Annotated in this window: 22 protein-coding genes; 15 read left to right on the forward strand and 7 right to left on the reverse strand. The window is 72.2% G+C overall.

What is annotated here, in order from left to right; genetic code table 11:
• Window positions 1–256: 256 nt before the first annotated feature.
• The 3 genes from ABT127_RS00185 (at window position 257) to ABT127_RS00195 (ending at window position 3,158) form a co-directional block, all read left to right on the forward strand.
• Complete coding sequence (locus ABT127_RS00185; RefSeq protein ID WP_351443577.1) at window positions 257–1,141, forward strand: glycerophosphodiester phosphodiesterase; 885 nt, start codon at window positions 257–259, stop codon at window positions 1,139–1,141.
• Window positions 1,142–1,184: 43 nt separating this feature from the next.
• Window positions 1,185–1,769 (forward strand): methylated-DNA--[protein]-cysteine S-methyltransferase, encoded by a 585-nt coding sequence (locus tag ABT127_RS00190; protein ID WP_351443578.1) that lies wholly within the window; start codon window positions 1,185–1,187, stop codon window positions 1,767–1,769.
• Window positions 1,770–1,898: 129 nt separating this feature from the next.
• Window positions 1,899–3,158, forward strand: coding sequence for an MFS transporter (locus ABT127_RS00195; protein ID WP_351444029.1), 1,260 nt, complete (start codon window positions 1,899–1,901; stop codon window positions 3,156–3,158).
• Window positions 3,159–3,184: 26 nt separating this feature from the next.
• On the opposite strand, the gene ABT127_RS00200 is transcribed toward ABT127_RS00195, so the two are convergent.
• Window positions 3,185–3,571, reverse strand: a complete 387-nt coding sequence (locus tag ABT127_RS00200) for a cupin domain-containing protein (protein ID WP_351443579.1) — start codon at window positions 3,569–3,571, stop codon at window positions 3,185–3,187.
• Between the two features lie 154 nt (window positions 3,572–3,725).
• On the opposite strand from ABT127_RS00200, the gene ABT127_RS00205 reads away from it, so the two are divergent.
• The 4 genes from ABT127_RS00205 (at window position 3,726) to ABT127_RS00220 (ending at window position 7,352) form a co-directional block, all read left to right on the forward strand.
• Window positions 3,726–3,989 carry a GlsB/YeaQ/YmgE family stress response membrane protein gene (locus ABT127_RS00205; protein ID WP_351443580.1) on the forward strand — a complete coding sequence of 88 codons (264 nt, stop codon included), beginning with the start codon at window positions 3,726–3,728 and terminating at the stop codon, window positions 3,987–3,989.
• A gap of 168 nt (window positions 3,990–4,157) precedes the next feature.
• Window positions 4,158–5,384, forward strand: coding sequence for a formaldehyde dehydrogenase, glutathione-independent (fdhA, locus tag ABT127_RS00210; protein WP_351443581.1), 1,227 nt, complete (start codon window positions 4,158–4,160; stop codon window positions 5,382–5,384).
• Window positions 5,385–5,541: 157 nt separating this feature from the next.
• On the forward strand, window positions 5,542–6,447 hold the full coding sequence (locus ABT127_RS00215; protein ID WP_351443582.1) for a pseudouridine-5'-phosphate glycosidase: 906 nt from the start codon (window positions 5,542–5,544) through the stop codon (window positions 6,445–6,447).
• Window positions 6,444–7,352, forward strand: coding sequence for a carbohydrate kinase family protein (locus ABT127_RS00220; RefSeq protein WP_351443583.1), 909 nt, complete (start codon window positions 6,444–6,446; stop codon window positions 7,350–7,352). Before ABT127_RS00215 ends, ABT127_RS00220 begins: the two co-directional genes overlap by 4 nt.
• A gap of 213 nt (window positions 7,353–7,565) precedes the next feature.
• Here the strand turns inward: ABT127_RS00220 and ABT127_RS00225 are convergent, their stop codons facing one another.
• Window positions 7,566–8,369 (reverse strand): methyltransferase domain-containing protein, encoded by an 804-nt coding sequence (locus ABT127_RS00225; RefSeq protein WP_351443584.1) that lies wholly within the window; start codon window positions 8,367–8,369, stop codon window positions 7,566–7,568.
• 253 nt (window positions 8,370–8,622) lie between these two features.
• On the opposite strand from ABT127_RS00225, the gene ABT127_RS00230 reads away from it, so the two are divergent.
• Complete coding sequence (locus tag ABT127_RS00230; RefSeq protein WP_351443585.1) at window positions 8,623–9,750, forward strand: magnesium and cobalt transport protein CorA; 1,128 nt, start codon at window positions 8,623–8,625, stop codon at window positions 9,748–9,750.
• Between the two features lie 31 nt (window positions 9,751–9,781).
• Here ABT127_RS00230 and ABT127_RS00235 read toward each other — a convergent pair whose 3' ends face one another.
• Complete coding sequence (locus tag ABT127_RS00235) at window positions 9,782–10,426, reverse strand: nucleoside/nucleotide kinase family protein (RefSeq protein WP_351443586.1); 645 nt, start codon at window positions 10,424–10,426, stop codon at window positions 9,782–9,784.
• Between the two features lie 56 nt (window positions 10,427–10,482).
• On the opposite strand from ABT127_RS00235, the gene ABT127_RS00240 reads away from it, so the two are divergent.
• The 4 genes from ABT127_RS00240 to pdxR all read left to right on the forward strand — a co-directional run bounded on the left by ABT127_RS00240 (window position 10,483) and on the right by pdxR (window position 15,096).
• A complete protein-coding gene (locus ABT127_RS00240; RefSeq protein ID WP_351443588.1) occupies window positions 10,483–11,256 on the forward strand; it encodes a DUF2293 domain-containing protein in 774 nt (257 codons plus the stop codon).
• 135 nt (window positions 11,257–11,391) lie between these two features.
• A complete protein-coding gene (locus ABT127_RS00245; protein WP_351443589.1) occupies window positions 11,392–11,877 on the forward strand; it encodes an anthrone oxygenase family protein in 486 nt (161 codons plus the stop codon).
• A gap of 131 nt (window positions 11,878–12,008) precedes the next feature.
• Entirely contained in the window at window positions 12,009–13,499 is a 1,491-nt protein-coding gene (locus ABT127_RS00250) for a glutamate synthase subunit beta (RefSeq protein WP_351443590.1), read from the forward strand.
• A 91-nt stretch (window positions 13,500–13,590) separates the two neighbouring features.
• Entirely contained in the window at window positions 13,591–15,096 is a 1,506-nt protein-coding gene (pdxR, locus tag ABT127_RS00255; protein ID WP_351443591.1) for a MocR-like pyridoxine biosynthesis transcription factor PdxR, read from the forward strand.
• 154 nt (window positions 15,097–15,250) lie between these two features.
• On the opposite strand, the gene ABT127_RS00260 is transcribed toward pdxR, so the two are convergent.
• Entirely contained in the window at window positions 15,251–15,523 is a 273-nt protein-coding gene (locus ABT127_RS00260) for a DUF397 domain-containing protein (RefSeq protein WP_111661655.1), read from the reverse strand.
• Window positions 15,524–16,393, reverse strand: coding sequence for a Sco1979 family transcriptional regulator (locus tag ABT127_RS00265; protein WP_351443592.1), 870 nt, complete (start codon window positions 16,391–16,393; stop codon window positions 15,524–15,526).
• A gap of 332 nt (window positions 16,394–16,725) precedes the next feature.
• Between ABT127_RS00265 and ABT127_RS00270 the strand changes: the two genes are divergently transcribed.
• Window positions 16,726–17,217, forward strand: a complete 492-nt coding sequence (locus ABT127_RS00270; protein ID WP_351443593.1) for an ATP-binding protein — start codon at window positions 16,726–16,728, stop codon at window positions 17,215–17,217.
• A 103-nt stretch (window positions 17,218–17,320) separates the two neighbouring features.
• Window positions 17,321–17,776, forward strand: a complete 456-nt coding sequence (locus tag ABT127_RS00275; protein WP_351443594.1) for a hypothetical protein — start codon at window positions 17,321–17,323, stop codon at window positions 17,774–17,776.
• 253 nt (window positions 17,777–18,029) lie between these two features.
• On the opposite strand, the gene ABT127_RS00280 is transcribed toward ABT127_RS00275, so the two are convergent.
• On the reverse strand, window positions 18,030–18,212 hold the full coding sequence (locus ABT127_RS00280) for a DUF8839 family protein (protein WP_351443595.1): 183 nt from the start codon (window positions 18,210–18,212) through the stop codon (window positions 18,030–18,032).
• A 156-nt stretch (window positions 18,213–18,368) separates the two neighbouring features.
• On the reverse strand, window positions 18,369–19,079 hold the full coding sequence (locus ABT127_RS00285) for a DUF899 domain-containing protein (RefSeq protein WP_351443596.1): 711 nt from the start codon (window positions 19,077–19,079) through the stop codon (window positions 18,369–18,371).
• 223 nt (window positions 19,080–19,302) lie between these two features.
• Between ABT127_RS00285 and ABT127_RS00290 the strand changes: the two genes are divergently transcribed.
• Window positions 19,303–20,142, forward strand: a complete 840-nt coding sequence (locus ABT127_RS00290) for a S1 family peptidase (RefSeq protein ID WP_351443597.1) — start codon at window positions 19,303–19,305, stop codon at window positions 20,140–20,142.
• The last annotated feature ends 20 nt before the right edge of the window (window positions 20,143–20,162 follow it).

Raw genomic sequence — 20,162 nt, forward strand, 5'->3', positions numbered from 1 at the left:
TTCCGCCCTGTTGTGCCGTGAGGTGCCTTGCTGGTGCCCCGGGGGCGGCCACCGTAGTGACCGCGGTTGAGCCTGAGATTAAAGCTCACGCGGGAACGTCCGAACGATTTTCCGGCAAAGAATCCTGGCATCCGACACGGGGGTCGTCGCAGTTGGGTAACTCCGTTCAACCTCTGACCATCCTTCGCCTGTGTTCTGTTGGCTCCGGACTGTCACGCTCGTGCCGTCCGTGATCTACGACGAGCGAGGAGCAGACGTGTCCGCACGTACCGCAGTCGCCCTGGCCTCCGTGACCGGCTCTGCCGTCATCGGGGTTCTGGTCCTGCCCACGGCGGCCCAGGCCGCCCCCGAGTCCGCCCAGCACCACGGTCCTGTGATCGTGGCCCACCGAGGTGCCTCCGCCTACGCCCCCGAAAATACGCTCGAAGCTGTCGACAAGGCGGACCGGCTCGGCTTCGACTGGGTCGAGAACGATGTCCAGCGCACCAAGGACGGCGCCCTGGTGGTCCTGCACGACACGACCCTGGCGCGCACCACCGACGCCGAGCAGATCTTTCCCGACCGTGCCCCGTGGAACGTACGGGACTTCACGGCCGCCGAGATCGCCAAGCTGGACGCGGGCAGCTGGAAGGGCGCCGAGTTCACGGGCGCACGGATCCCGACGCTGCACCAGTACCTGCGCCGGGTGGAGCACAACCACCAGAAACTCCTCATGGAGATCAAGTCGCCCGAGCTGTACCCGGGCATCGAGGACCAGATCCTGCGGCAGCTGGGCCGGGACGGCTGGCTGAGTCGCGGGCACGTCAGGAACCGGCTGGTCATCCAGAGCTTCGACGCCGCCAGCGTCCGGACCGTGCACGAGCGGCGGCCCGACATCACGACCGGCTTCCTGGGCACCCCCGCGGTGGCGGAGCTGCCCGCGTACGCGAAGTTCGCCGATCAGATCAACCCGTCGAACACGACCATCGGCACGGACTACGTCGCCGCGGTGCACGCGTTCAAGGGGCCGCACGGCAAGCCCCTCCAGGTCTACACATGGACCGTCAACGACACGGCAGCCGCGCAGCGGGTGGCCGGTTACGGGGTCGACGGGATCATCACGAACAACCCCGACGTGGTGCGTGAGGCGCTGGACGACTGAGGTCCGCCCGGCGTTGTCAGTGGCCCGCCGTACCGTGGTCGCCATGGACGCCACCGGGCAGAACGAGCAGAACGCGCAGAGCACTGCCGCGACGCCGCAGCGGGTCGTGTGGGCCGTCGTGGGCAGCGACATCGGGCCGCTGCTGCTGGCCGCGACGAGGGACGGTCTGGTGAGCGTGGTCTTCCACGCCACCGACGCGGTACGGGACAAGGCGCTCGGCCGGATCGGCTCCCGCTTCGGGACCGAGCCGGTCGAGGCGCCGGACTCTCCGCTGCTCGCCGACGCGATACGGCAGTTGGCGGAGTATTTCGCCGGGCGGCGGCGCGACTTCGAGCTACCCCTCGACTGGTCGCTGATCACCGGGTTCAACCGGGAGGTGCTGCGCGAGCTGGCGTCCGGCGTGTCGTACGGCGCGGTCGTGGGGTACGGGGATCTGGCCCGGCGGGTGGGGCAGCCGGCCGCCGCCCAGGCCGTGGGGGCGGCGATGGGGGCGAATCCGCTGCCGGTCGTGGTGCCGTGCCACCGGGTCGTGGAGCGCGACGGAGGCATCGGGGGCTTCGGGGGCGGTCTGGAGACGAAGCGGAAGCTCCTCGCCCTGGAAGGGGTGTTGCCCGAACCTCTGTTCTGAGAGGGTCGCTGGGCTGCGATTGCGCTGTGGCGGGGCGGGGGTTGTGTGGTGCGTGCACGTGGCGGGTGGCTCTATCGCCTCAAGGGGGCGTCCGCGAACACCGGACGGGCCGGGGGCACCGGACCGGCGGTGGACGCCCGGCCGACCGTGGGCGTCGAGTCGGACCTCGTCGCCCTGCAGCGGCGGACGCAGCGGGTGCTCGTCGCCTCGCAGATACTCGGCGGTCTGGGAACCGCGACGGGGATCGCGCTGGCCGCGGTGCTCGCCAAGCAGGTGAGCGGGGACGAGGCGCTGTCGGGGCTCGCGTCGACCGCGAGCGTCGCCGGGACCGCGGTGCTCTCCGTGCCGCTGGCCTCGTTGATGAACGCGCGGGGGCGGCGGGCCGGACTCGTGCTCGCCTATCTGATCGGCGTGGCGGGTGCGGCGCTGACCGTGGTCGCCGCCGTGGCCGGGAGCTTTCCGCTGCTGCTGGTCGGGCTCGCCGGGTTCGGCGCGGCGTCGTCCGCGAATCTGCAGGCCCGGTACGCGGCCGCCGATCTGGCCGCGCCCGACCGGAGGGCCCGCGCGATCTCGACGGTCGTGTGGGCCACCACCATCGGCGCCGTGCTCGGACCGAACATCGCGGCGCCCGCGGGCCGCAGCGTCAGCGGGTTCGGGATACCGAAGGAGGCCGGGCCGTTCGTGTGGGCGGCCGGGGTCTTCCTGGTGTCGGCGGCCCTGGTGCAGATCATGCTGCGGCCCGATCCGCTGCTGACCGCACGCGCGGCGGCCCCGGCCGAGGAGCGAAGACCCGAGGCCAGGTCCGTCCGTGCGGGGTTCGCGGCGGTCGCCGCCTCGCCCCGGGCCCGGCTCGCGCTGGTGACCGTCGCCGTGTCGCACACCGCGATGGTGTCGGTCATGTCGATGACGCCGGTGGATCTCCAGCACCATGGCACGGGCATCGAACTGATCGGCCTCGTGATCAGTGGGCACATCACGGGGATGTACGCGTTCTCCCCGGTCATGGGGCGGTTGGCCGACCGGTTCGGCCGGCTCACGGTGATCGGGCTCGGGATCGGGCTGCTCGCGTGCGCGGCGTTGCTCGCCGGAACCGCGGACGGCAGCCGTGCGCAGAGCGCGGCGGGCCTGTTCACGCTCGGGCTCGGCTGGTCGGCTGGGCTCGTCGCGGGCTCGGCGCTGCTCACCGACTCCGTGCCGCAGGCCGCGCGAGCCGCCGCCCAGGGGCTGTCCGATCTGACGACGAGCCTGGCGGCGGGTGTCGGCGGCGCGACCGCGGGCCTGATCGTGGCCACGGCCAGCTACGCGTGGCTGAACCTGGCGGCGGCCTGCCTGCTGCTGCCGCTCGCCGCGCTCGCGCTGTTCACCCGCCGCACGTCTCAACAGGGCTGACCACCGCAACCGTTCGGAGGAAACGTTCAGCCCAGCGTGATGTGGTACGCCTTGCGCAGCGTCTCGTGGACGGTCCACGTCGTGCGATCGCCCTCGCGCAGCACCGCTGCGCTGCCGGGACCGACCTCCAGGGTGTCGCCGTCCTCGACCTCGACGGTTGCGCGGCCGCTGACGACCACGAACAGTTCGTTCGCCTCCGTGTCGGTGACCACGCCCGGCGTGATCTGCCAGATGCCGCGCAGCTGGGTGCCGTCCGCCGACTCCCACAGCACCTTGCCGGTGACCTCGGGGGTGCCGGAGACGATCTGTGCGGGGTCGAGCGGCTCCGGTTCGAGCTCCACGTCCGGGACGTGCACGGCGAAAGAGGGGGCGGAGGCAGCCGTGGCGGCTGCGGTCTGATCGTTCGCGGTCATGGCTGGTCACCCTAGTCGGCGTGCGTCCCTCGCCTCACTGGACGCCTCGTAGCGTGCCGGGACCGCTGACTGGACGGCCCGTCGAGGGGCAGACGACTGACAGAGGCAGAAAGCGACTTGGCGACATTGCCACCACGAGGGAGTTCATAGCGACATGGAGATCTCCGGGATTCTCAGCGCGATAGTGATCGGCATCATCATCGGCGTCCTCGGGCGGCTGGTCCTGCCCGGACGGCAACGGATCGGGATCCTCGCGACGATCGCCGTCGGCATCGTGGCGGCCCTGCTCGGCTCGGCGATCGCCGCGGGCCTCGACGTCGCCGACACCAACGGAGTGGACTGGATCGAGTGGCTGATCCAGATCGGTCTGGCCGCGCTCGGGGTGGGGCTGCTCGACCGCGGCCGAGCGCGCCGCTGAGCACGTTCCCGGCCACCGCGCCCGCCTGCTGGCCCCTTCGCCGACGCCGCTTTCCGCAGCATCGCGCCGCACGTCTCCTCAGCGCGCTGTTTCGGTAGCAGACTCCACCGTGCGCACAGCCGGAGCATCCGCGGACGAGCGACGAAGCCGAAGGGACGGCGATCAGGCATGAGCGGAAACAGGGCAGTCGCATATCTCAAACCGGGCGCGGTGGAGGTCAGGACCATCGACCACCCGACGCTCGAGCTGAAGGACGGTCCGGGGGTGGCACGCGCCAACGTCGGCCGGACGTGCCGGCACGGCGTGATCCTCAAGGTGCTCGCCACCAACATCTGCGGCAGCGACCAGCACATGGTGCGCGGCCGCACCACCGCGCCCGAGGGCCTGGTCCTGGGCCACGAGATCACGGGCGAGATCGTCGAGAAGGGCCCCGACGTCGAGTTCCTGGACGTCGGGGACATCGTCTCGGTGCCGTTCAACATCGCGTGCGGCCGCTGCCGCAACTGCAAGGAGCGCAAGACCGGCATCTGCCTGAACGTCAACCCCGTACGCCCCGGGGCAGCTTATGGGTATGTCGACATGGGCGGCTGGGTCGGCGGTCAGGCCGAGTACGTGATGATCCCGTACGCGGACTTCAACGCGCTGCGCTTCCCGGACGCCGACCAGGCGCGCGAGAAGCTCCTCGACCTGACGATGCTGTCGGACATCTTCCCGACCGGATTCCACGGCGCGGTCACGGCGGGGACGAAGGTCGGCTCCACCGTGTACGTCGCCGGTGCCGGGCCCGTGGGTCTCGCGGCGGCCGCGTCGGCCCATCTGCTGGGCGCCGCCGTGGTGATCGTCGGCGACCTGAACCCCGAACGGCTGGCCCAGGCACGGAGCTTCGGCTGCGAGACGGTCGACCTGACGCGGGGCACGGCCGAGGACCAGGTGGCGCAGATCCTGGGCGTCCCGGAGGTCGACGCGGCCGTGGACGCGGTCGGCTTCGAGGCCCGCGCACACGGCCCGGACGCGCCCGAGGCGCCGGCGACGGTCCTGAACTCGCTGATGAGCCTCACCACGGCCGGCGGCGCGCTCGGTGTCCCCGGCCTGTACGTGACCGACGACCCCGGCGGCGTCGACCAGGACGCGCGCACCGGGACGCTGAAGGTGCGGCTGGGCCTCGGCTGGGCGAAGAGCCATCGGTTCACGACCGGGCAGTGCCCCGTCATGGAGTACCACCGGGGTCTGATGATGGCGATTCTGCACGAGCGCGTGCACATCGCGAAGGCCGTCAACGCGACGGTGATCGGGCTGGAGGACGCGCCGCGCGGCTACGCGGAGTTCGATCAGGGAGCGAGCAGGAAGTACGTCCTCGATCCGCACGGCGCCCTGAGCGGGGTACGGCCCGTCTGACGGTCCGTCCAGAGGCACGGCACAGTCGGGGGAAGGGTGCTCCACGCGCGCGTGGAGCACCCTTCCCGTTCTCCTCGTGCATGGTTCGCGGGTTTGAGAGTGACGCGCGTCCGCCAGGGATGTCAGGGACAGATCAGATGGCGGAGGAGGCACGCGCATGCTGGTGGTGTCGGACGAGATACGCGACGCGGTCGGAGCGGGGCGCCCGGTGGTGGCGCTGGAGTCGACGATCATCGCTCATGGGCTGCCGCGGCCCCGGAATCTGCGGGTGGCTCTCGAACTGGAGGACGTCGTACGGGACGCGGGCGCGGTGCCCGCGACCATCGCCGTCCTGGACGGGCGTCCCCATGTCGGCCTGGACAAGGCCCAGGTGGAGCGGGTCGCGAACGAGGACGGCATCCGCAAGCTGAGCCAGCGGGATCTTCCCCTCGCCATGGCGACGGGTGCCAGCGGCGCGACGACCGTCTCCGCGACGGCGCTGCTCGCCGCGCGTGCGGGGATACGGGTCTTCGCGACGGGCGGCCTCGGCGGGGTGCACCGGGGCTGGACGCGGACCCAGGACGAGTCGGCCGACCTGGGGCTGCTCGCCCGGACGCGGATCACCGTGGTCTGCGCGGGCGTCAAGTCGATCCTCGACGTGCCGGCCACCTTGCAGCGGCTGGAGACGCTGGGAGTGGCGGTGGCCGGGTACGGCACGGACCGCTTCCCCGGCTTCTATCTGGCCGACTCCGGAGAGCCGGTGGACTGGACGCTGCGCACTCCGGAGGAGGTGGCCCGGGTCATGCGGGCGCAGGACGACCTGGCGGCGCAGGAGTCGGCGCTGATCGTCGCCAACCCCGTACCGGAGGAGTCCCAACTGGATCCGGCGCTGCACGCGCGCGTGCTGGAGAGCGGGCTGCGGGCCTGTGCCGAGGAGGGCGTCAGCGGGCAGGGAGTGACGCCCTTCCTGCTGGACCATCTGGTGCGGCACACCGACGGAGCCTCCCTCGAGGCGAACCTGGCGGCCGTGCGCGGGAACGTCCGGCTGGCCGCGCGGATCGCGGCGGCCCGGGCGCGGATGTGACGCGGGCCGGTGGGGCACTGCTCGTCGTCGGCGACGTCGTCACGGATGTCGTCGCCCGGCATCGCGGGCCGCTCGCCCAGGGGACGGACACGGCGGCCCGGATCCGTACGGTGCCGGGTGGTGCGGGCGCCAACGTGGCCTGCTGGGCGGCGTACGCGGGCTGCCCCGACGTGGCGTTGCTCGGGCGGGTCGGTACGGACTCGGTGCGGTGGCACGAAGAGGCTCTCGTGCGGGCCGGGGTGCGGCCGCTGCTCGTGGTGGACGACGAGGCGCCGACCGGGGCCGTCGTGAGCCTCGTGGACGAGGACAACGGTGGTGAGCGGACGTTCCTGACGGACAGTGGGGCGTCCTTGCGGGTGGGGCCCGAGGACTGGTCGGCCGCGCGTCTGGACGGGGTGGGGTGGCTGCACCTGTCCGGGTATCTGTTCTTCTCCGGCACGGGACGGGCGTTGGTGTCCGCCGCGGTGCGTGACGCACGCGCGCGTGGGGTGACCGTGAGCGTGGATCCGGCGTCGGCCGGGTTTCTGCGGGAGTTGGGGGTCGAGCGGTTTCTGGCGCTGGCCGAGGGGGTCGATGTGCTGGTGCCGAGCCGGGACGAGGCGGTGCTGCTCGGTGGCGCGGAGGATGCGGGGGACGCCGGGGCGAAGCTGAGCGGGTGGTTCTCGGTGGTGGTCGTGAAGGCGGGGGCTGCCGGGGCGTTGGTGGCGCGGGGTGGAGTGGTGCGGGAGCGGGTGGGGGTCGCCCCGGGCGTGGTGGTGCGGGATTCGACGGGGGCCGGGGATGCGTTCACCGGGGCCGTGGTCGCTGCGCGGCTTCGGGGGGCGTCGTGGGGGGAGGCCGTCGGTGCGGGGTGCCGGGCCGGTGAGGTGGCCGTGGGGGTGGTCGGGGGGCGGCCGCCGGGGTGATCCGGGGGGCGGGGGTGCGGGGGTGCGGGGGCTCACCGTTCCGGGGAGGGAGTTTCCCCGGCCCGCCCCTTCCCGAGACCGGGGCTGCGCCCCTGGACCCCTTCTCGGGGTGGTCGGGGCGCAGGTGTCGGGGGGGTGGTTGAGCAGGTGTCTCGTGTGCGGGTCGTGGTGGGCTGAGCGCGCAGTTCCCCGCGCCCCTTCGGGGCGTTCTGGCTACGGTGCCTTTCTGCCCCACGTCGAGATCAGGGGGGCCGTCGCCAGGTCCATCGAGCCCTCCCTCACGTGCGCCAGGTGGCGGTCGATCTCGGCGTCCGTGGCCAGGTTCGCGGAGACCAGGTCGGTGCGGATCTGTTCGACCGTCGCCGCTTCGAGGGCCGTGCAGGCCGGGGAGGTCAGGGGGAAGTACGCGTCCGCCTCCACCTGGTGCAGGCCTGCCTCGCGCAGGAGACGGGGGAGTTTGCGGCCGTAGCTCAGATCGGCGCCGCGCTCGGCGAGGAGGGAACGGAAGCCGTGGCGCAGGCGGTTGGCCAACTGCTGTTCGGGACCGGACTCGTCGGGGCAGAGCAGCGGCTGGAGTGCGGGGTCGGCGTCCTCGATGAGGAGACGGCCGCCGGGACGCAGCGCCTTGATCATGGACTGGAGCGCCCGCTCCCGGTCCGGGACATGGACCAGGACGAGCCGCGCGTGCACCAGGTCGAAGCTCTCCGCCGGCGGGGCGTCGACGCCGATGTCGTGCCGGCGCACCTCGACCGGTGAACGGGGCGAACTGGTCTGCCACGACGTGTCGATGTCGGTGGCGAGCACCCGGCCGGTCGGCCCGACCTGCCGGGCGAGCCAGGACACCACCGAGGTGCCCCCGGCGCCGACCTCCCAGCAGCGCCAGCCGGATCCGATGCCGAGCCGCTCGATGTGACGGAACGTCGTGGGGTCGAACAGCGTCGACAGCGCGTCGAACCGCTGGCCCGCCTCGGGCTGCTGATTGTCGAGAAGGTATGCGTGGCCGCCGGTTGGAGTCATGTCCCGATCATCCCAGCCCGGCCCCGTATACCGGGCATTTGACCTGGCCGCGGACGTCTCGGCGGAGATCCCCCCGAAGGGAGCTCGACGAGACCTCGGAGAGATCCCGAAGTGATGCGGAGCGGAATCTTCCGTTCCCCCAGGGCTCGACACGATGTCGGCGATCGCTGGCAGACTGGCTCGCCAGGTCGCCCTCACGAGAGGGCGACGGCCAGGTACCAGCACGTACGAACAGCGGCGCGAGGAGCCGAGCATGTCGATGGCGGGCAATCTGCGAAGGGTCGGCAGCCTGCGCACGGTGGGCGGGCTGCGGAGGGTCGCGCGTCTGGCACGCAGACGGCCGCGGGTCGATCTGAGTCACCCGGCGCGCTCCCCGCTCGGGTCGGCGGTGGTCAACTGCGTGACGTACCGCGACGGGCGGCGGGAGACGGGCGGGCGGGATCTCGTCGAGGCGGTGCGCGCGGTGCGCAAGGCGGACGACGGATTCGTGTGGCTCGGGCTGCACGAGCCGTCGGCGCTCGAGTTCGCCGACGTCGCGGAGCTGTTCGATCTGCATCCGCTCGCCGTGGAGGACGCGGTCCACGCGCACCAGCGGCCGAAGGTCGAGCGGTACGGGTCGACGCTGTTCGCCGTTCTGAAGACGGTCTGTTACGTCGAGCACGCGGAGCTGACGGCCACCAGCGAGGTCGTCGACACCGGCGAGATCATGGTGTTCGTCGGCCATGACTTCGTCATCACGGTGCGGCACGGACGGCACGGTTCGCTCGGGCTCGTGCGGGAGGCGCTTGAGGCGGATCCGGAGCAGCTCTCGAAGGGTCCCGCCGCGGTGCTGCACGCCATCGCGGACGGTGTGGTCGACGACTACCTGACGGTGATCGACGAGGTCCAGGCGGACATCGACGAGGTCGAGACGGAGGTCTTCGCGCGGAACGGGGCACGGGCCGACCCCGGCCGGATCTATCAGCTCAAGCGGGAGCTGCTGGAGTTGAAGCGGGCGGTGGCGCCGCTGTCGCGGCCGGTGCTCGAGCTGGCGAGCCGTCCGTTCCCTGCCGTACCGACCGAGATACAGGCGTACTTCCGCGATGTGTCCGACCACCTGCTGCGGGCGGTGGAACAGATAGCGGCGTTCGACGAACTGCTCAACTCGATTCTGCAGGCCCATCTCGCACAGGTGACGGTCGCGCAGAACGAGGACATGCGGAAGATCACGGCGTGGGCCGCGATCGTCGCGGTGCCGACGATGGGCTGCGGGATATACGGCATGAACTTCGATCACATGCCGGAGCTGCACTGGCGGTTCGGCTATCCGCTCATGCTGTCCGTCATCGCCGCGATCTGTTTCGTGGTGTACCGGGGCTTCAAGCGCAACGGGTGGTTGTGACGGCGGGGCGCTTTGCGGGTCGGCACGCCGGTCAGCCCCCGTTCCACGCGGGGTGGCGGGGGTCGTCGGCGCGGATGACGACGTCGGCGTTCTCGGTGGGCGCGGTCTCGGTGTCGTAGCGGGCGAACGCCGGGAGGGTCCAGTGGTCGGGCTCGGGGGTGCGGCGGCGCAGGGCGCCGGGCGACAGGCTCACGTGGACCGTCAGGTCGAAGGGGAACCAGTGGTTCAGGAGGAGGGGGCCGTGGAGCAACAGGGCGCCGCCCGGGGCGAGTCGGACCGGGGCGCTGCGGGTGGCGCGGTCGGTGACCGGGTCCCAGAGATCGGGCAGGACGCGGCCCGTGCCGTCCGGTTCGAGGGGGCCGAAGACCTCCCGCCACAGTGCGCCGGTGTCGAACCAGCCGGTGTAGTACGCCTCCATGTCCTCGTGCCCGTACTCGTAGCGGAGGGAGGCCGGGCGCAGGAAGCCGTCCGTCGCGACGGCCAGCGAAGACCGGCCGCGCACGCGCAGCGCCTCGTGGACGCGGGCCGCCAGGTCGCCGGGACGAGCGGCCGGCGCCCCGTCGAAGGCGACCTTCGGCCAGGGGCCTCCGTCGGACGGTTTCAGGTCGAGCAGGCGCTCGGCGAGGGCGTCGCCCAGCCGTTCCCAGGTGATCGGTTCGAGTCGCACACCGTCCATGATGCCGGGCGGCACGGGAGCGGTGGCCGAGTGTCCGGGGTGGGCATGACGTCGGTATGAGCGGCGTCGATCGTCCCTTTCCCGTCACGCGCGGTCCCCTTGTCTTCCAGCCGGTCAAACGGCGGCGGTGCGGCGCGTGCCGGAGCGGGCCGCTCGCGCTGCTGGTGCTCGAGGACGGGCAGCCGCGCTGTCTGGACTGCGCGGACCTGGGGCATCTGGTGTTCCTGCCGCGCGGTGACAGCGCGCTGACCGGACGGGCGAGGCAGGAGAGCGGGCTTTCGGCGGTCGTGGTGCGGTTCCACCGGCGGCGGGGGCGGTACGAGCGGCAGGGGGTGCTGGTCGAGGAGGGCGGGCTCGCGCGGGCCGAGGCGCGGTGTCTGGCCGACGCGGAGGCGCGGGCGCGGCGCCGGGAGCGGGATGCCGCGCGCCGGGCGGCGGAGGACGTGCGGTTCGTGGCGGCGTTCGCGGCGGAGATCCGACGGCTGTTTCCCGGGTGCCCCGAGGAGCGGGCCCGGGCCGTCGCCGGGCATGCGGGGCTGCGCGGCAGCGGGCGGGTGGGGCGGAGCGCGGCGGGGCGGGCGCTGTCGGAGGGGGCGGTGACGGCGGCCGTGCGGGCGGCGGTGCGGCACGGGGACACGCCGTACGACCGGTTGCTGATGGCGGGAGTGGCGCGGAGGGAGGCGCGCAGTCGGGTCGGCGGGACGGTGCAGGCGGTGCTCGACGGGTGGGCGACGACGGCGGATGCGGCGAGTGAGGCGGTGGAGGGGGCGGCAGGGTCGGGCGACCCGGCGTATCCGGGTGATTCCGGCGATCCGGGCCGGACAGCGTGATCACGTGATCGAACGTGATGGTTTCGGTATGCGGAAGGTGTGCATACATGAACGGAAACCGCTCCCCCTACCTGCACATGTGCGGCATGATCCCTTCACATAACCAGTCAGGGGGACCCGACCGGGGGGCAGAGGATGATCGAGGGGCCGTACTTCGTTCTGGTGGTGCTCGGGGCGTTGTGGTGCGGGATCGCGGCCGGGGTGTTCGTCGCGTTCTCGACCCTGGTGATGCGCGGACTCGGCGCGCTGCCTGCCGCGCGCGGGATCGCCGCGATGAACTCGATCAATGCGGCCGCGACGACCCCCGCCTTCATGGTCGTCTTCATGGGCGCGGCCCTGCTGTGCACGGTGATCGCGGTCGTGACCTTCGTGCTCTGGCCGGACCCGGGGACCGTCGCACTGCTGCTGGGGTGTGCGCTGTATCTGGCGGGGTCGTTCGGGGTGACCATCGTGGCGAACATCCCGCGCAACGACGCGCTCGCCAGGCTGGCCGGTGACGAGGACTCCGAGAGCAGCGCGGCGTACTGGCGCCGGTACCTGAGCGAGTGGACGCTGTGGAACCACGTGCGGGGCGGCGCCGCGCTCGCCGCGTCGGCCGCGTTCGTCCTCGCCCTGACCTGAGCCGCCGCCCGAGCGAGACCCGAACGTCACGACCCGAACCTCCCGGCCCGAACGTCCCGGCCCGGCGGAACGGGCAGGGCGCGCCCACCCGACGTATCGTGACGAAAAGGTCACAGCGCAGGGAGAGGGCCATGGCCGACCCCAAGGGCTTTCTCACCACACCGCGACAGGATGCGCCGCGCCGCCCGGTCGAGGAGCGGGTGCGCGACTGGGACGAGGTCTACGTCCCCGGCGGGCTGCTGCCGATCGTGGGCGCGCAGGCGGACCGGTGCATGGACTGCGGGATCCCGTTCTGCCACGAGGCGTGCCCGCTGGGAAATCTGATCCCGGAGTGGAACGAGTTGGTCGCGCGGGACGACTGGCGCGCCGCGAGCGAGCGGCTGCACGCCACCAACAACTTCCCCGAGTTCACCGGGCGGCTGTGTCCCGCGCCCTGCGAGGCGGGCTGCGTTCTCGCCATCAACCAGCCCGCGGTGACCATCAAGAACGTGGAGGTGGCGATCGCCGACCGGGCCTGGGACGAGGGTTTCCTCGCCGCACGGCCGCCGGAACGGCACAGCGGACGGACCGTCGCCGTCATCGGCTCAGGGCCCGCCGGGCTCGCGGCGGCACAGCAGTTGACGCGTGCGGGGCACACCGTCGCCGTGTACGAACGGGACGACCGGGTGGGCGGCCTGCTGCGGTACGGGATCCCTACCTTCAAGATGGAGCGGTCCCACCTGGAGCGCAGAGTGGCGCAGTTGGCGGAGGAGGGCGTGCGGTTCCGTACGTCCGTGGAGATCGGCCGTGATCTCGGCGCCGACCGGTTGCGGGCCCGGTACGACGCCGTGGTCGTCGCCACCGGTGCGACGGCCTGGCGGGAACTGGACGTACCGGGAAGCGAGTTGGCCGGTGTCCACCAGGCGATGGAGTACCTCCCGCTCGCGAACCGGGTCGGCGAGGGCGATCTGGCGGTGTCGCCGCTCACCGCGGAGGGGAAGCACGTCGTCATCGTCGGCGGCGGGGACACCGGAGCGGACTGCCTGGGCACGGCGGTGCGGGAACGGGCGGCCTCCGTCTCGCAGTTGGACATCTACGCCCAGCCCGGAGACGTGCGCGACGAGGAGGCCGAGCCCTGGCCGACGTATCCGAAGCTGTACCGGCTGTCGGCCGCGCACGAGGAGGCGGACGAACTGCGGACCGCCCCGGCCGCCGACGCGGACGCGCGGCTCTTCGCGGCCTCGACCCTCCGCTTCACCGGGGACGCGGACGGGCGGGTGCGGGAGGTGCACCTGGTCGAGGTCGACGCGGGGCGCAGACCGCGGGCCGGCACGGAGCGCAGGCTGCCCGCCGATCTGGTGCTGATCGCCCTCGGGTTCCACGGTCCGGAGCGCCGGGCCGGCGGACTCGCCGACCAGCTGGGGCTCGGGGTGGGCGAGCGGGGCGGGTTCGTACGGGACGCCTCGTTCGCGTCCGAGGTTCCGGGGGTCTTCGTCGCCGGGGACGCGGGGCGGGGGCAGTCGCTCGTGGTGTGGGCCATCGCGGAGGGGCGGGCCGTCGCCGCGGCGGTCGACCGGTGGCTGACGGGGTCGACACGGTTGCCGGTGCCGATCGGGGCGCACGATCGGCCCATGGGCGTGTGAGGTGAGCCGCGGCGGCTGACGGCCCTTGCCCGACAGCCGCCTCCGTCGACCGCGCGGGCGATGTCGGTGACCGTCTGTAGGGTGCGGCTTCATGACGGAAGCGGGGGCGGGGCAGGGCGCGGAGCAGGGGCCGACGGCGGGCTCGTGGGTCGATGTGGCGGAGCGCGTCGGGGTCGACCTGCATCTGGAGCTGCCGGGTTCGGGAAGCCGCCGGGGCGCGCTGGCCGACGCGCTGCGGGACGCCGTGCGGTCCGGGCGGCTCTCGCCCGGGACCCGGCTGCCGCCGTACCGCGCGCTCGCCGCCGATCTCGGCGTCGCCCGCAACACGGTCGCCGACGCCTATGCCGAACTCGTCGCCGAGGGCTGGCTCACCGCACGTCAGGGGTCGGGGACGAGGGTGGCGGAGCGGGCCCTGCCGCTGGGCGGGACCGGGACCGGGCGAGTGCCGGAGGAGGCGCCGGTACGGGATCCGGGGCCGGCGCACGATCTGCGGCAGGGGGCGCCGGACGCGTCGGCGTTCCCCCGGTCGGCGTGGGCGGCGGCGTACCGGCGGGCGCTGAGCGCCGCGCCCGCCGCCGCCTTCGGGCCCGGCGATCCGCGGGGCCGGATCGAGCTGCGCACCGCGCTCACCGAGTACCTGGCGCGCTCGCGCGGCGTGCGCACCGACCCCGGGCGCATCGTCGTCTGCTCGGGGTTCGCGCACGCGCTGCGGCTGCTCCACGGGGAGAAGGTGCTGCGCGGCCCGTTCGCGGTGGAGGAGTACGGGCTGGCGTTCCACCGGGACCTGCTGCGCGGGGCGGGGGTGCGGACGGTCCCGCTCACGGTCGACGAACACGGTGCGCGGGTGGCGGAGTTGGGTGCGCTCGGCAGTGGGGTGCGCGGGGTGCTGCTCACCCCGGCGCATCAGTTCCCCACCGGCGGGCCGTTGCACCCGGAGCGGCGGGCCGCCGTGGTGGACTGGGCGCGCGGGCGCGGCGGGCTGGTGGTGGAGGACGACTACGACGGGGAGTTCCGCTACGACCGCAAGCCCGTCGGGGCGGTGCAGGGGCTCGACCCCGAGCACGTCGTGTACGTCGGATCGGTGAGCAAGAGCCTCTCCCCCGCGCTGCGGCTGGGCTGGATGGTGCTGCCGGGGCGTCTGGTGCGGGACGTGGTCGCGGCGAAGGGTGAGCGGGAGGGGTGGGCGAGCGCGCTCGACCAGTTGGCGCTCGCCGAGTTCCTGTCGTCAGGGGCGTACGACCGGCATGTACGGCGGATGCGGCAGCGGTACCGGGCGCGCCGGGATCTGCTGGTCGGGGCGCTGGCCGAGCGGGCGCCGTGGGCCGAGGTCGGCGGGGTCGCGGCGGGGCTGCACGCCGTGGTGCGGCTGCCCTCCGGACGGGAGCGGGAGGTGCTCCTCGCCGCGCGGGCGCGGGGAATCGCGGTGGAGGGGCTGGCGGCGTTCCGGCACCCGGAGGCCACGGTCGGGACCGGGGGCGGGAGCGGGAGCCGCGAACCGGGCGGCGACGGTCTGGTCGTCGGCTACGCGGCGGCGGCCGAGCGGGCGTACGGGGCGGCTGTCGAGGCGTTGTGCGAGGTGCTGGCGCGAGTGGGCTGAGCAAACCCGGCGAGCGCACCCGGCCCCGCTCGGCGCAGATCGGGCAACAGCAGATCGGGCAGCAAGGGGCGGGCGCAGGCGTCCCGCCGTACGCGGCCCGGCAGCGCAACCCCGCGCCCGGATCAGGCAGGACAGCATCATCACGGCAGCACGATCAGGACAGCAGAAAGTCCGCCGCCCCCGCCTTCGCCCCCTCGATGAAAGCGGAGATCTCGCTGAGCGTGTAGATCAGGGCCGGACCGTCCGGGTCGGAGGACTGGCGGACGGCGACCCGGCCGTCGGCCAGCTTCATCGCTTCGAGGCAGTTGCCGCCGTTGCCGCCGCTCCAGGGCTTGTGCCAGCCTTCGCCGCCGAGGTCGCGCGCGGGCATGCCGTTGTAGACCGGCTCGCCGTCGACTCCTCGTATCCGGTCCTTGATCTGGTCCATTCACAGCTCCTTGCGGAGATCGCTGAGGATCTCCTTTGTGCGTGGTGCGGTTGCGGCGTGCGCCGCCATGCGGTCCATGACTTCCAGGTGGGTGGCCACCTCGGGGCGCGCGTCGAGATAGACGGCGCCGGTCAGGTACTCGCTGTAGACCATGTCGGGCAGTTCCGGCACGGCGAACCGGAACAGCACGAAGGGTCCGTAGGTGCCCGGGTGGGGCCCGGACGCGAACTGGGCGACCTGCAGCGTCACGTTCGGCAGCTCGGTCACTTCGAGCAGCCGGTCGATCTGACCGCGCATCACCGCCGCGTCGCCGACCGGGCGGCGCAGCGCCGTCTCGTCCATGACCATCCACAGACGCGGCGCGTCCTCACGGGTGAGCAGGGCCTGGCGCTGCATGCGCAGGGCGACGTGCCGCTCGACGAGGCCCGGGTCGTCGACCAGCGCCCGTCCGATCGCCCCGGACCTCAGCACTCCGCGCGCGTACTCCTCGGTCTGCAGGAGTCCGGGCACGAAGTGCGGCTCGTACGACCTGATGAGTGCGGCGGCGCCCTCCAGGCTCACGTACATCGAGAACCAGTTGGGCAGGATGTCGTGGAACCTCTGCCACCAGCCCGGCTTGTTCGCGTCCTCGGCGAGCTGCACGAAGGCGTCGGCCTCGGTGTCGGTGACGCCGTAGGACTTCAGGAGCATCTGGAGGTACGGAATCTTGAGCGCGACTTCGGCGGTCTCCATGCGGCGGACCGTCGCGGCGGTTACGCGGAGTACTTTCGCCGCGTCCTCGCGCTTGAGGCCGGCGGCCTCGCGCAGGTCCTGGAGACGGCGGCCGAGAACGACCTGACCGACCGTCGGCGCGGACCGCGGTTCACTCACGCCGCATCCCTCCCAGCAGTCCGACCCGTCGTCCGACTCGTTGTCCCGTGTCTGAAGTCAGCCGCGCCCAGACGCGGACAACCGTGCGGGCAAGCCGAAAACCGGCCGTTCAGAGGCCGATCGCCGGTTCGTCCCACACGGTTCGCATCCAGGAGCCGCCTGTGCGGCGGGCTGTAGCCAGCAGTCTGCCATGCCTGCTCCGCGCGGCACACTGCACTCTGCACTTTTCAGAGTGGCTCTTGCCAAGTGTTCACGACGGGGCGATAGTGGCAAGCGTGATTCCGTCCGCGCCCTTAGGAACAGCAGCCGACGAAGCTACGCTCGGTGACCGTTTGGGTACGTCGCCCTTGTTCTCGGTCCGCCGCAGCAGCTTCGAGCTGGCCCCCCACCCGGGCTCCGCCGCACAGGCCCGGCGCATGACGCGCACCCAGCTGACCGGTTGGGGCGCGTGCGAGGACACCTGTGACGCGGCGGCCCTCGTCGTGTCCGAGCTGGTGACGAACGCGATCGTGCACACCGCCAGCCGCCGCATCCACTGCGAGCTGCACGATCTGCGCGGCGACGGGGAGGGCGAGCGCGTGCGGATAGCGGTCCGCGACGAAGGACGGATGCCGGGCGACAACAGCCCCACCGGCCGGATCGCCCCCGAGGAGGAGCACGGCAGAGGGCTGCTCCTGGTCGCCGCGGTCTCCACGGCGTGGGGCGCTCAGGAGACCGGCCCCGGACTGCTGGTCTGGGCGGAACTGCCGCGACAGGCAGGCGCCGGGGACACGGACCCCGGACCCGTGCCGGACACGACCGGCGGAAGCGGCTGGGTCTGGTGAACCCGTCGCCTCGACACGGACCGGACACCTCGACATGACGCCGGTGTGAACCACCGCCCGGACCGGCCGGGCGACGATCGACAAGCGTGCTGAACGGGAACGGATGGGCGTGGTGACGACGGGCACTTTGCGGACGATGCAGCTGGACTCGCTGGTCGGGCTCACCCGTCGACGGCGCACTCGGCAACCGCATCCACCCGCACCCGTGCGTCTGACCGTGCCGGACGGCATGACGGCGCCGCTCGGCTGTGACGCGGTGGCCGTGCCCGAGACCTTCGCCCGCGCGATGACGCGGCGGCTGCCCCGGATGGGGTGTGTGTACGCGGCGGAGGGGTACTGGTGGTGGCTCGTGCCGTCGGACTCGGACGTGGCGCTCGAATGGCCCGCCCCGGCGCGCTACACGCCGGGCGCCGTGGTGCCGGACGCGGCGCGGGTCCCCGATCTCATCCACTGTCCGGAGGGTGCGGTGCCCTACACCCCGCCGATTCCGCTGTACCTGGCGCTGTGCCGGGTGACGGGGACGACGCCCGCCTGGTCCCGGTCGGTCGGCACGTCGTGAGCCGCTCCTGAAGAGCTCCGCGCACACCGGGGTGACGACTGCTCACCGGCGAGGACGTCGGGGCTCCCGCTCCCGGCGTCCCGCGCCGAGTCCCCCGTCCGCGTGGTCCGGCTCCGCCGGCCCGGACGGCTCCGCTCGGTTTCGTCGAGTTCGCCGCGAAGGACCGGTGGTACCACCACGGTAGCCGCGCACCGGCGCCGCGTCTCTGCCCGCGCATCGCCTATGACGTGCACAGGTCACCACCCGGCCATGCTCAGACCACCGGCTGCGACGCACCCTCCCGCACGATCACGAGGAACGCGTCGGTCGCCAGATCCATGACGACCTCGGCCATCCTGCCCTCCACCCGGCATCGGTCCGCGAACTCCTCGGCGGGCCAGGAGCCGCGGGGCCCTCCGGCCGGGAAACGCTGCAGCACCACTCGTCCGTTGATCATCGCTCGTCCCTGTCCCCCGTGTCGTACCTGAAGCGCGGGTTCCGGTACGGTCCCGGCGCCTTGTGTGAAGGAGAACGCTGACAGGGCGGGTGAGGACTCGCAACGTGACGAGAATGACACCGAGTTGAGACGAGGTCAGGCCGTACGGAGCGGCCGTCAGTCGACGTACTCGTCGTGATAGCGCACGCGCGCACTGCCCGCGGGCGCCCCGAGAGACGTCGCCCGCCCCTCCGGTTTCTCCCATTCCTCCTGGCGGCCGAGGGCGGTGAGGTCCAGGAGGTTGCTGGTGAAGCCGATGTTGTCCAGGCCGCGGTCGAAGGCCGAGTACGTGTGGAAGATCCGCTCGCCCGTGCGCAGGAAGCAGCTCAGCCCGGGCCGCTCCTGCGGGCCGGCGTCCGCGTCCGGCCCGTCCGGCTCGCCCTGGACGGTGGCGCCGAAGTCCTGGTTGAAGTCGCTCAGATGGGAGGAGTACCAGGGCAGGGTCCAGCCCAGTCGCGCCTTGAACGGCAGGATCTTGGTGAACGGGGCCCGGGAGACCGCCGCGAACGCCGTGCCGCGGGCCCGCAGATGGGCCAGGTGCCCGATCTGGTCGAGGAAACCGGAGCAGCTGGCGCAGCCCGCGTCCCACTCCGGCGCGAACATGAAGTGGTAGACGACGAGTTGGGAACGCCCCTCGAACAGGTCGAGGAGTTCGGCCTTGCCGTCCGGGCCCTCGAGGACGTAGGCCTTGTCGATCTCCACCATGGGCAGCTCGCGCCGCCGGGTGTTCAGCGCGTCGCGCGCCCGGGTCGCCGCCTTCTCCAGGGCGAGCAGCTCCTCGCGCGCGGCCTGCCACTCCTGGCGGGTGACCACCTTCGGCAGCCCCATGGTTCCTCCTCGGATCGGGTCTCTCAGGGGGTGACCGGAGGCGGGCACGGAACTCATCGGTCCCGCGGGAAGAACTTCGCGCAGTGCGGGGGCACTTGGAACCCGCGTCCGCTGAGAACGCACTGTTGTCCGCTGAGCCGTGCGCCATCACAATGCTCATGCCAACACGGCAGAGGCACACCCCACCCATGCACCACTCTCGGCACGGGAGAGGACCCCCCACATGAAGAAGTCACTCGCCGCCGCAGCATTCGGCGTCGCTCTGATCGGTGCAACCGCCGCCCCCGCACTGGCCGCTGACGGTTCGTCGGCCGCCGGTCCCACGGTCAAGGCGGTGTCCTTCGCCGGAACGGTCGCGCTCAGCAACTGTTCCGGCTCCGTCGTCCGCGTCCCCAACTCCCAGCCGTCGGACCCGGCCCTGGTGATGTCGAACGGCCACTGCCTGGAGTCCGGTTTCCCGGGCCCGGGCGAGGTCGTGGTCAACAAGGCGTCGTCCCGTACGTTCAGCCTCCTGAACTCCGCCGGCAGCAAGGTCGCCACGCTGCGGGCGAGCAAGGTCGCGTACGGCACGATGACCGACACGGACGTCTCGCTGTACCAGCTCACCTCCACGTACGCGCAGATAGAGAGCTCGTACGGGATCAAGGCCCTGGAACTGTCGGCCGCCCACCCGACCCAGGGCACGTCGATCAGCGTGGTGTCCGGTTACTGGAAGAAGAAGTACAACTGCTCGATCGACGGCTTCGTCTACCGCCTCAAGGAGGGCGCGTGGACCTGGAAGGACTCGGTCCGCTACACCTCCGCCTGCCAGACGATCGGCGGCACGTCCGGCTCCCCCGTCCTCGACCAGACGACCGGCAAGGTCGTCGCGGTGAACAACACCGGTAACGAGGACGGCCAGCAGTGCACGGAGAACAACCCGTGCGAGGTGGACGCGAACGGCAAGGTGACGGTGCGCCAGGGCATCAACTACGCGCAGGAGACGTACGGGATCGTGCCGTGCGTCGTCGCCGGCAACAAGATCGACCTGTCGGCGCCGGGGTGCACGCTGCCCAAGCCCTGACGGCGGCGGCCGGGCGCTCC

Source organism: Streptomyces sp. NPDC001904, assembly GCF_040297005.1.
GTDB lineage: Bacteria > Actinomycetota > Actinomycetes > Streptomycetales > Streptomycetaceae > Streptomyces.

Excerpts from the sequence above, each read along its gene's own strand:
- ABT127_RS00190 (WP_351443578.1), top strand. The coding sequence starts at position 1,185 with ATGGACGCCACCGGGCAGAACGAGCAGAACGCGCAGAGCACTGCCGCG.
- ABT127_RS00200 (WP_351443579.1), bottom strand. The coding sequence starts at position 3,571 with ATGACCGCGAACGATCAGACCGCAGCCGCCACGGCTGCCTCCGCCCCC.
- ABT127_RS00205 (WP_351443580.1), top strand. The coding sequence starts at position 3,726 with ATGGAGATCTCCGGGATTCTCAGCGCGATAGTGATCGGCATCATCATC.
- fdhA (WP_351443581.1), top strand. The coding sequence starts at position 4,158 with ATGAGCGGAAACAGGGCAGTCGCATATCTCAAACCGGGCGCGGTGGAG.
- ABT127_RS00215 (WP_351443582.1), top strand. The coding sequence starts at position 5,542 with ATGCTGGTGGTGTCGGACGAGATACGCGACGCGGTCGGAGCGGGGCGC.
- ABT127_RS00225 (WP_351443584.1), bottom strand. The coding sequence starts at position 8,369 with ATGACTCCAACCGGCGGCCACGCATACCTTCTCGACAATCAGCAGCCC.
- ABT127_RS00230 (WP_351443585.1), top strand. The coding sequence starts at position 8,623 with ATGTCGATGGCGGGCAATCTGCGAAGGGTCGGCAGCCTGCGCACGGTG.
- ABT127_RS00235 (WP_351443586.1), bottom strand. The coding sequence starts at position 10,426 with ATGGACGGTGTGCGACTCGAACCGATCACCTGGGAACGGCTGGGCGAC.
- ABT127_RS00240 (WP_351443588.1), top strand. The coding sequence starts at position 10,483 with ATGAGCGGCGTCGATCGTCCCTTTCCCGTCACGCGCGGTCCCCTTGTC.
- ABT127_RS00245 (WP_351443589.1), top strand. The coding sequence starts at position 11,392 with ATGATCGAGGGGCCGTACTTCGTTCTGGTGGTGCTCGGGGCGTTGTGG.
- ABT127_RS00250 (WP_351443590.1), top strand. The coding sequence starts at position 12,009 with ATGGCCGACCCCAAGGGCTTTCTCACCACACCGCGACAGGATGCGCCG.
- pdxR (WP_351443591.1), top strand. The coding sequence starts at position 13,591 with ATGACGGAAGCGGGGGCGGGGCAGGGCGCGGAGCAGGGGCCGACGGCG.
- ABT127_RS00260 (WP_111661655.1), bottom strand. The coding sequence starts at position 15,523 with ATGGACCAGATCAAGGACCGGATACGAGGAGTCGACGGCGAGCCGGTC.
- ABT127_RS00275 (WP_351443594.1), top strand. The coding sequence starts at position 17,321 with ATGGGCGTGGTGACGACGGGCACTTTGCGGACGATGCAGCTGGACTCG.
- ABT127_RS00280 (WP_351443595.1), bottom strand. The coding sequence starts at position 18,212 with ATGATCAACGGACGAGTGGTGCTGCAGCGTTTCCCGGCCGGAGGGCCC.
- ABT127_RS00285 (WP_351443596.1), bottom strand. The coding sequence starts at position 19,079 with ATGGGGCTGCCGAAGGTGGTCACCCGCCAGGAGTGGCAGGCCGCGCGC.
- ABT127_RS00290 (WP_351443597.1), top strand. The coding sequence starts at position 19,303 with ATGAAGAAGTCACTCGCCGCCGCAGCATTCGGCGTCGCTCTGATCGGT.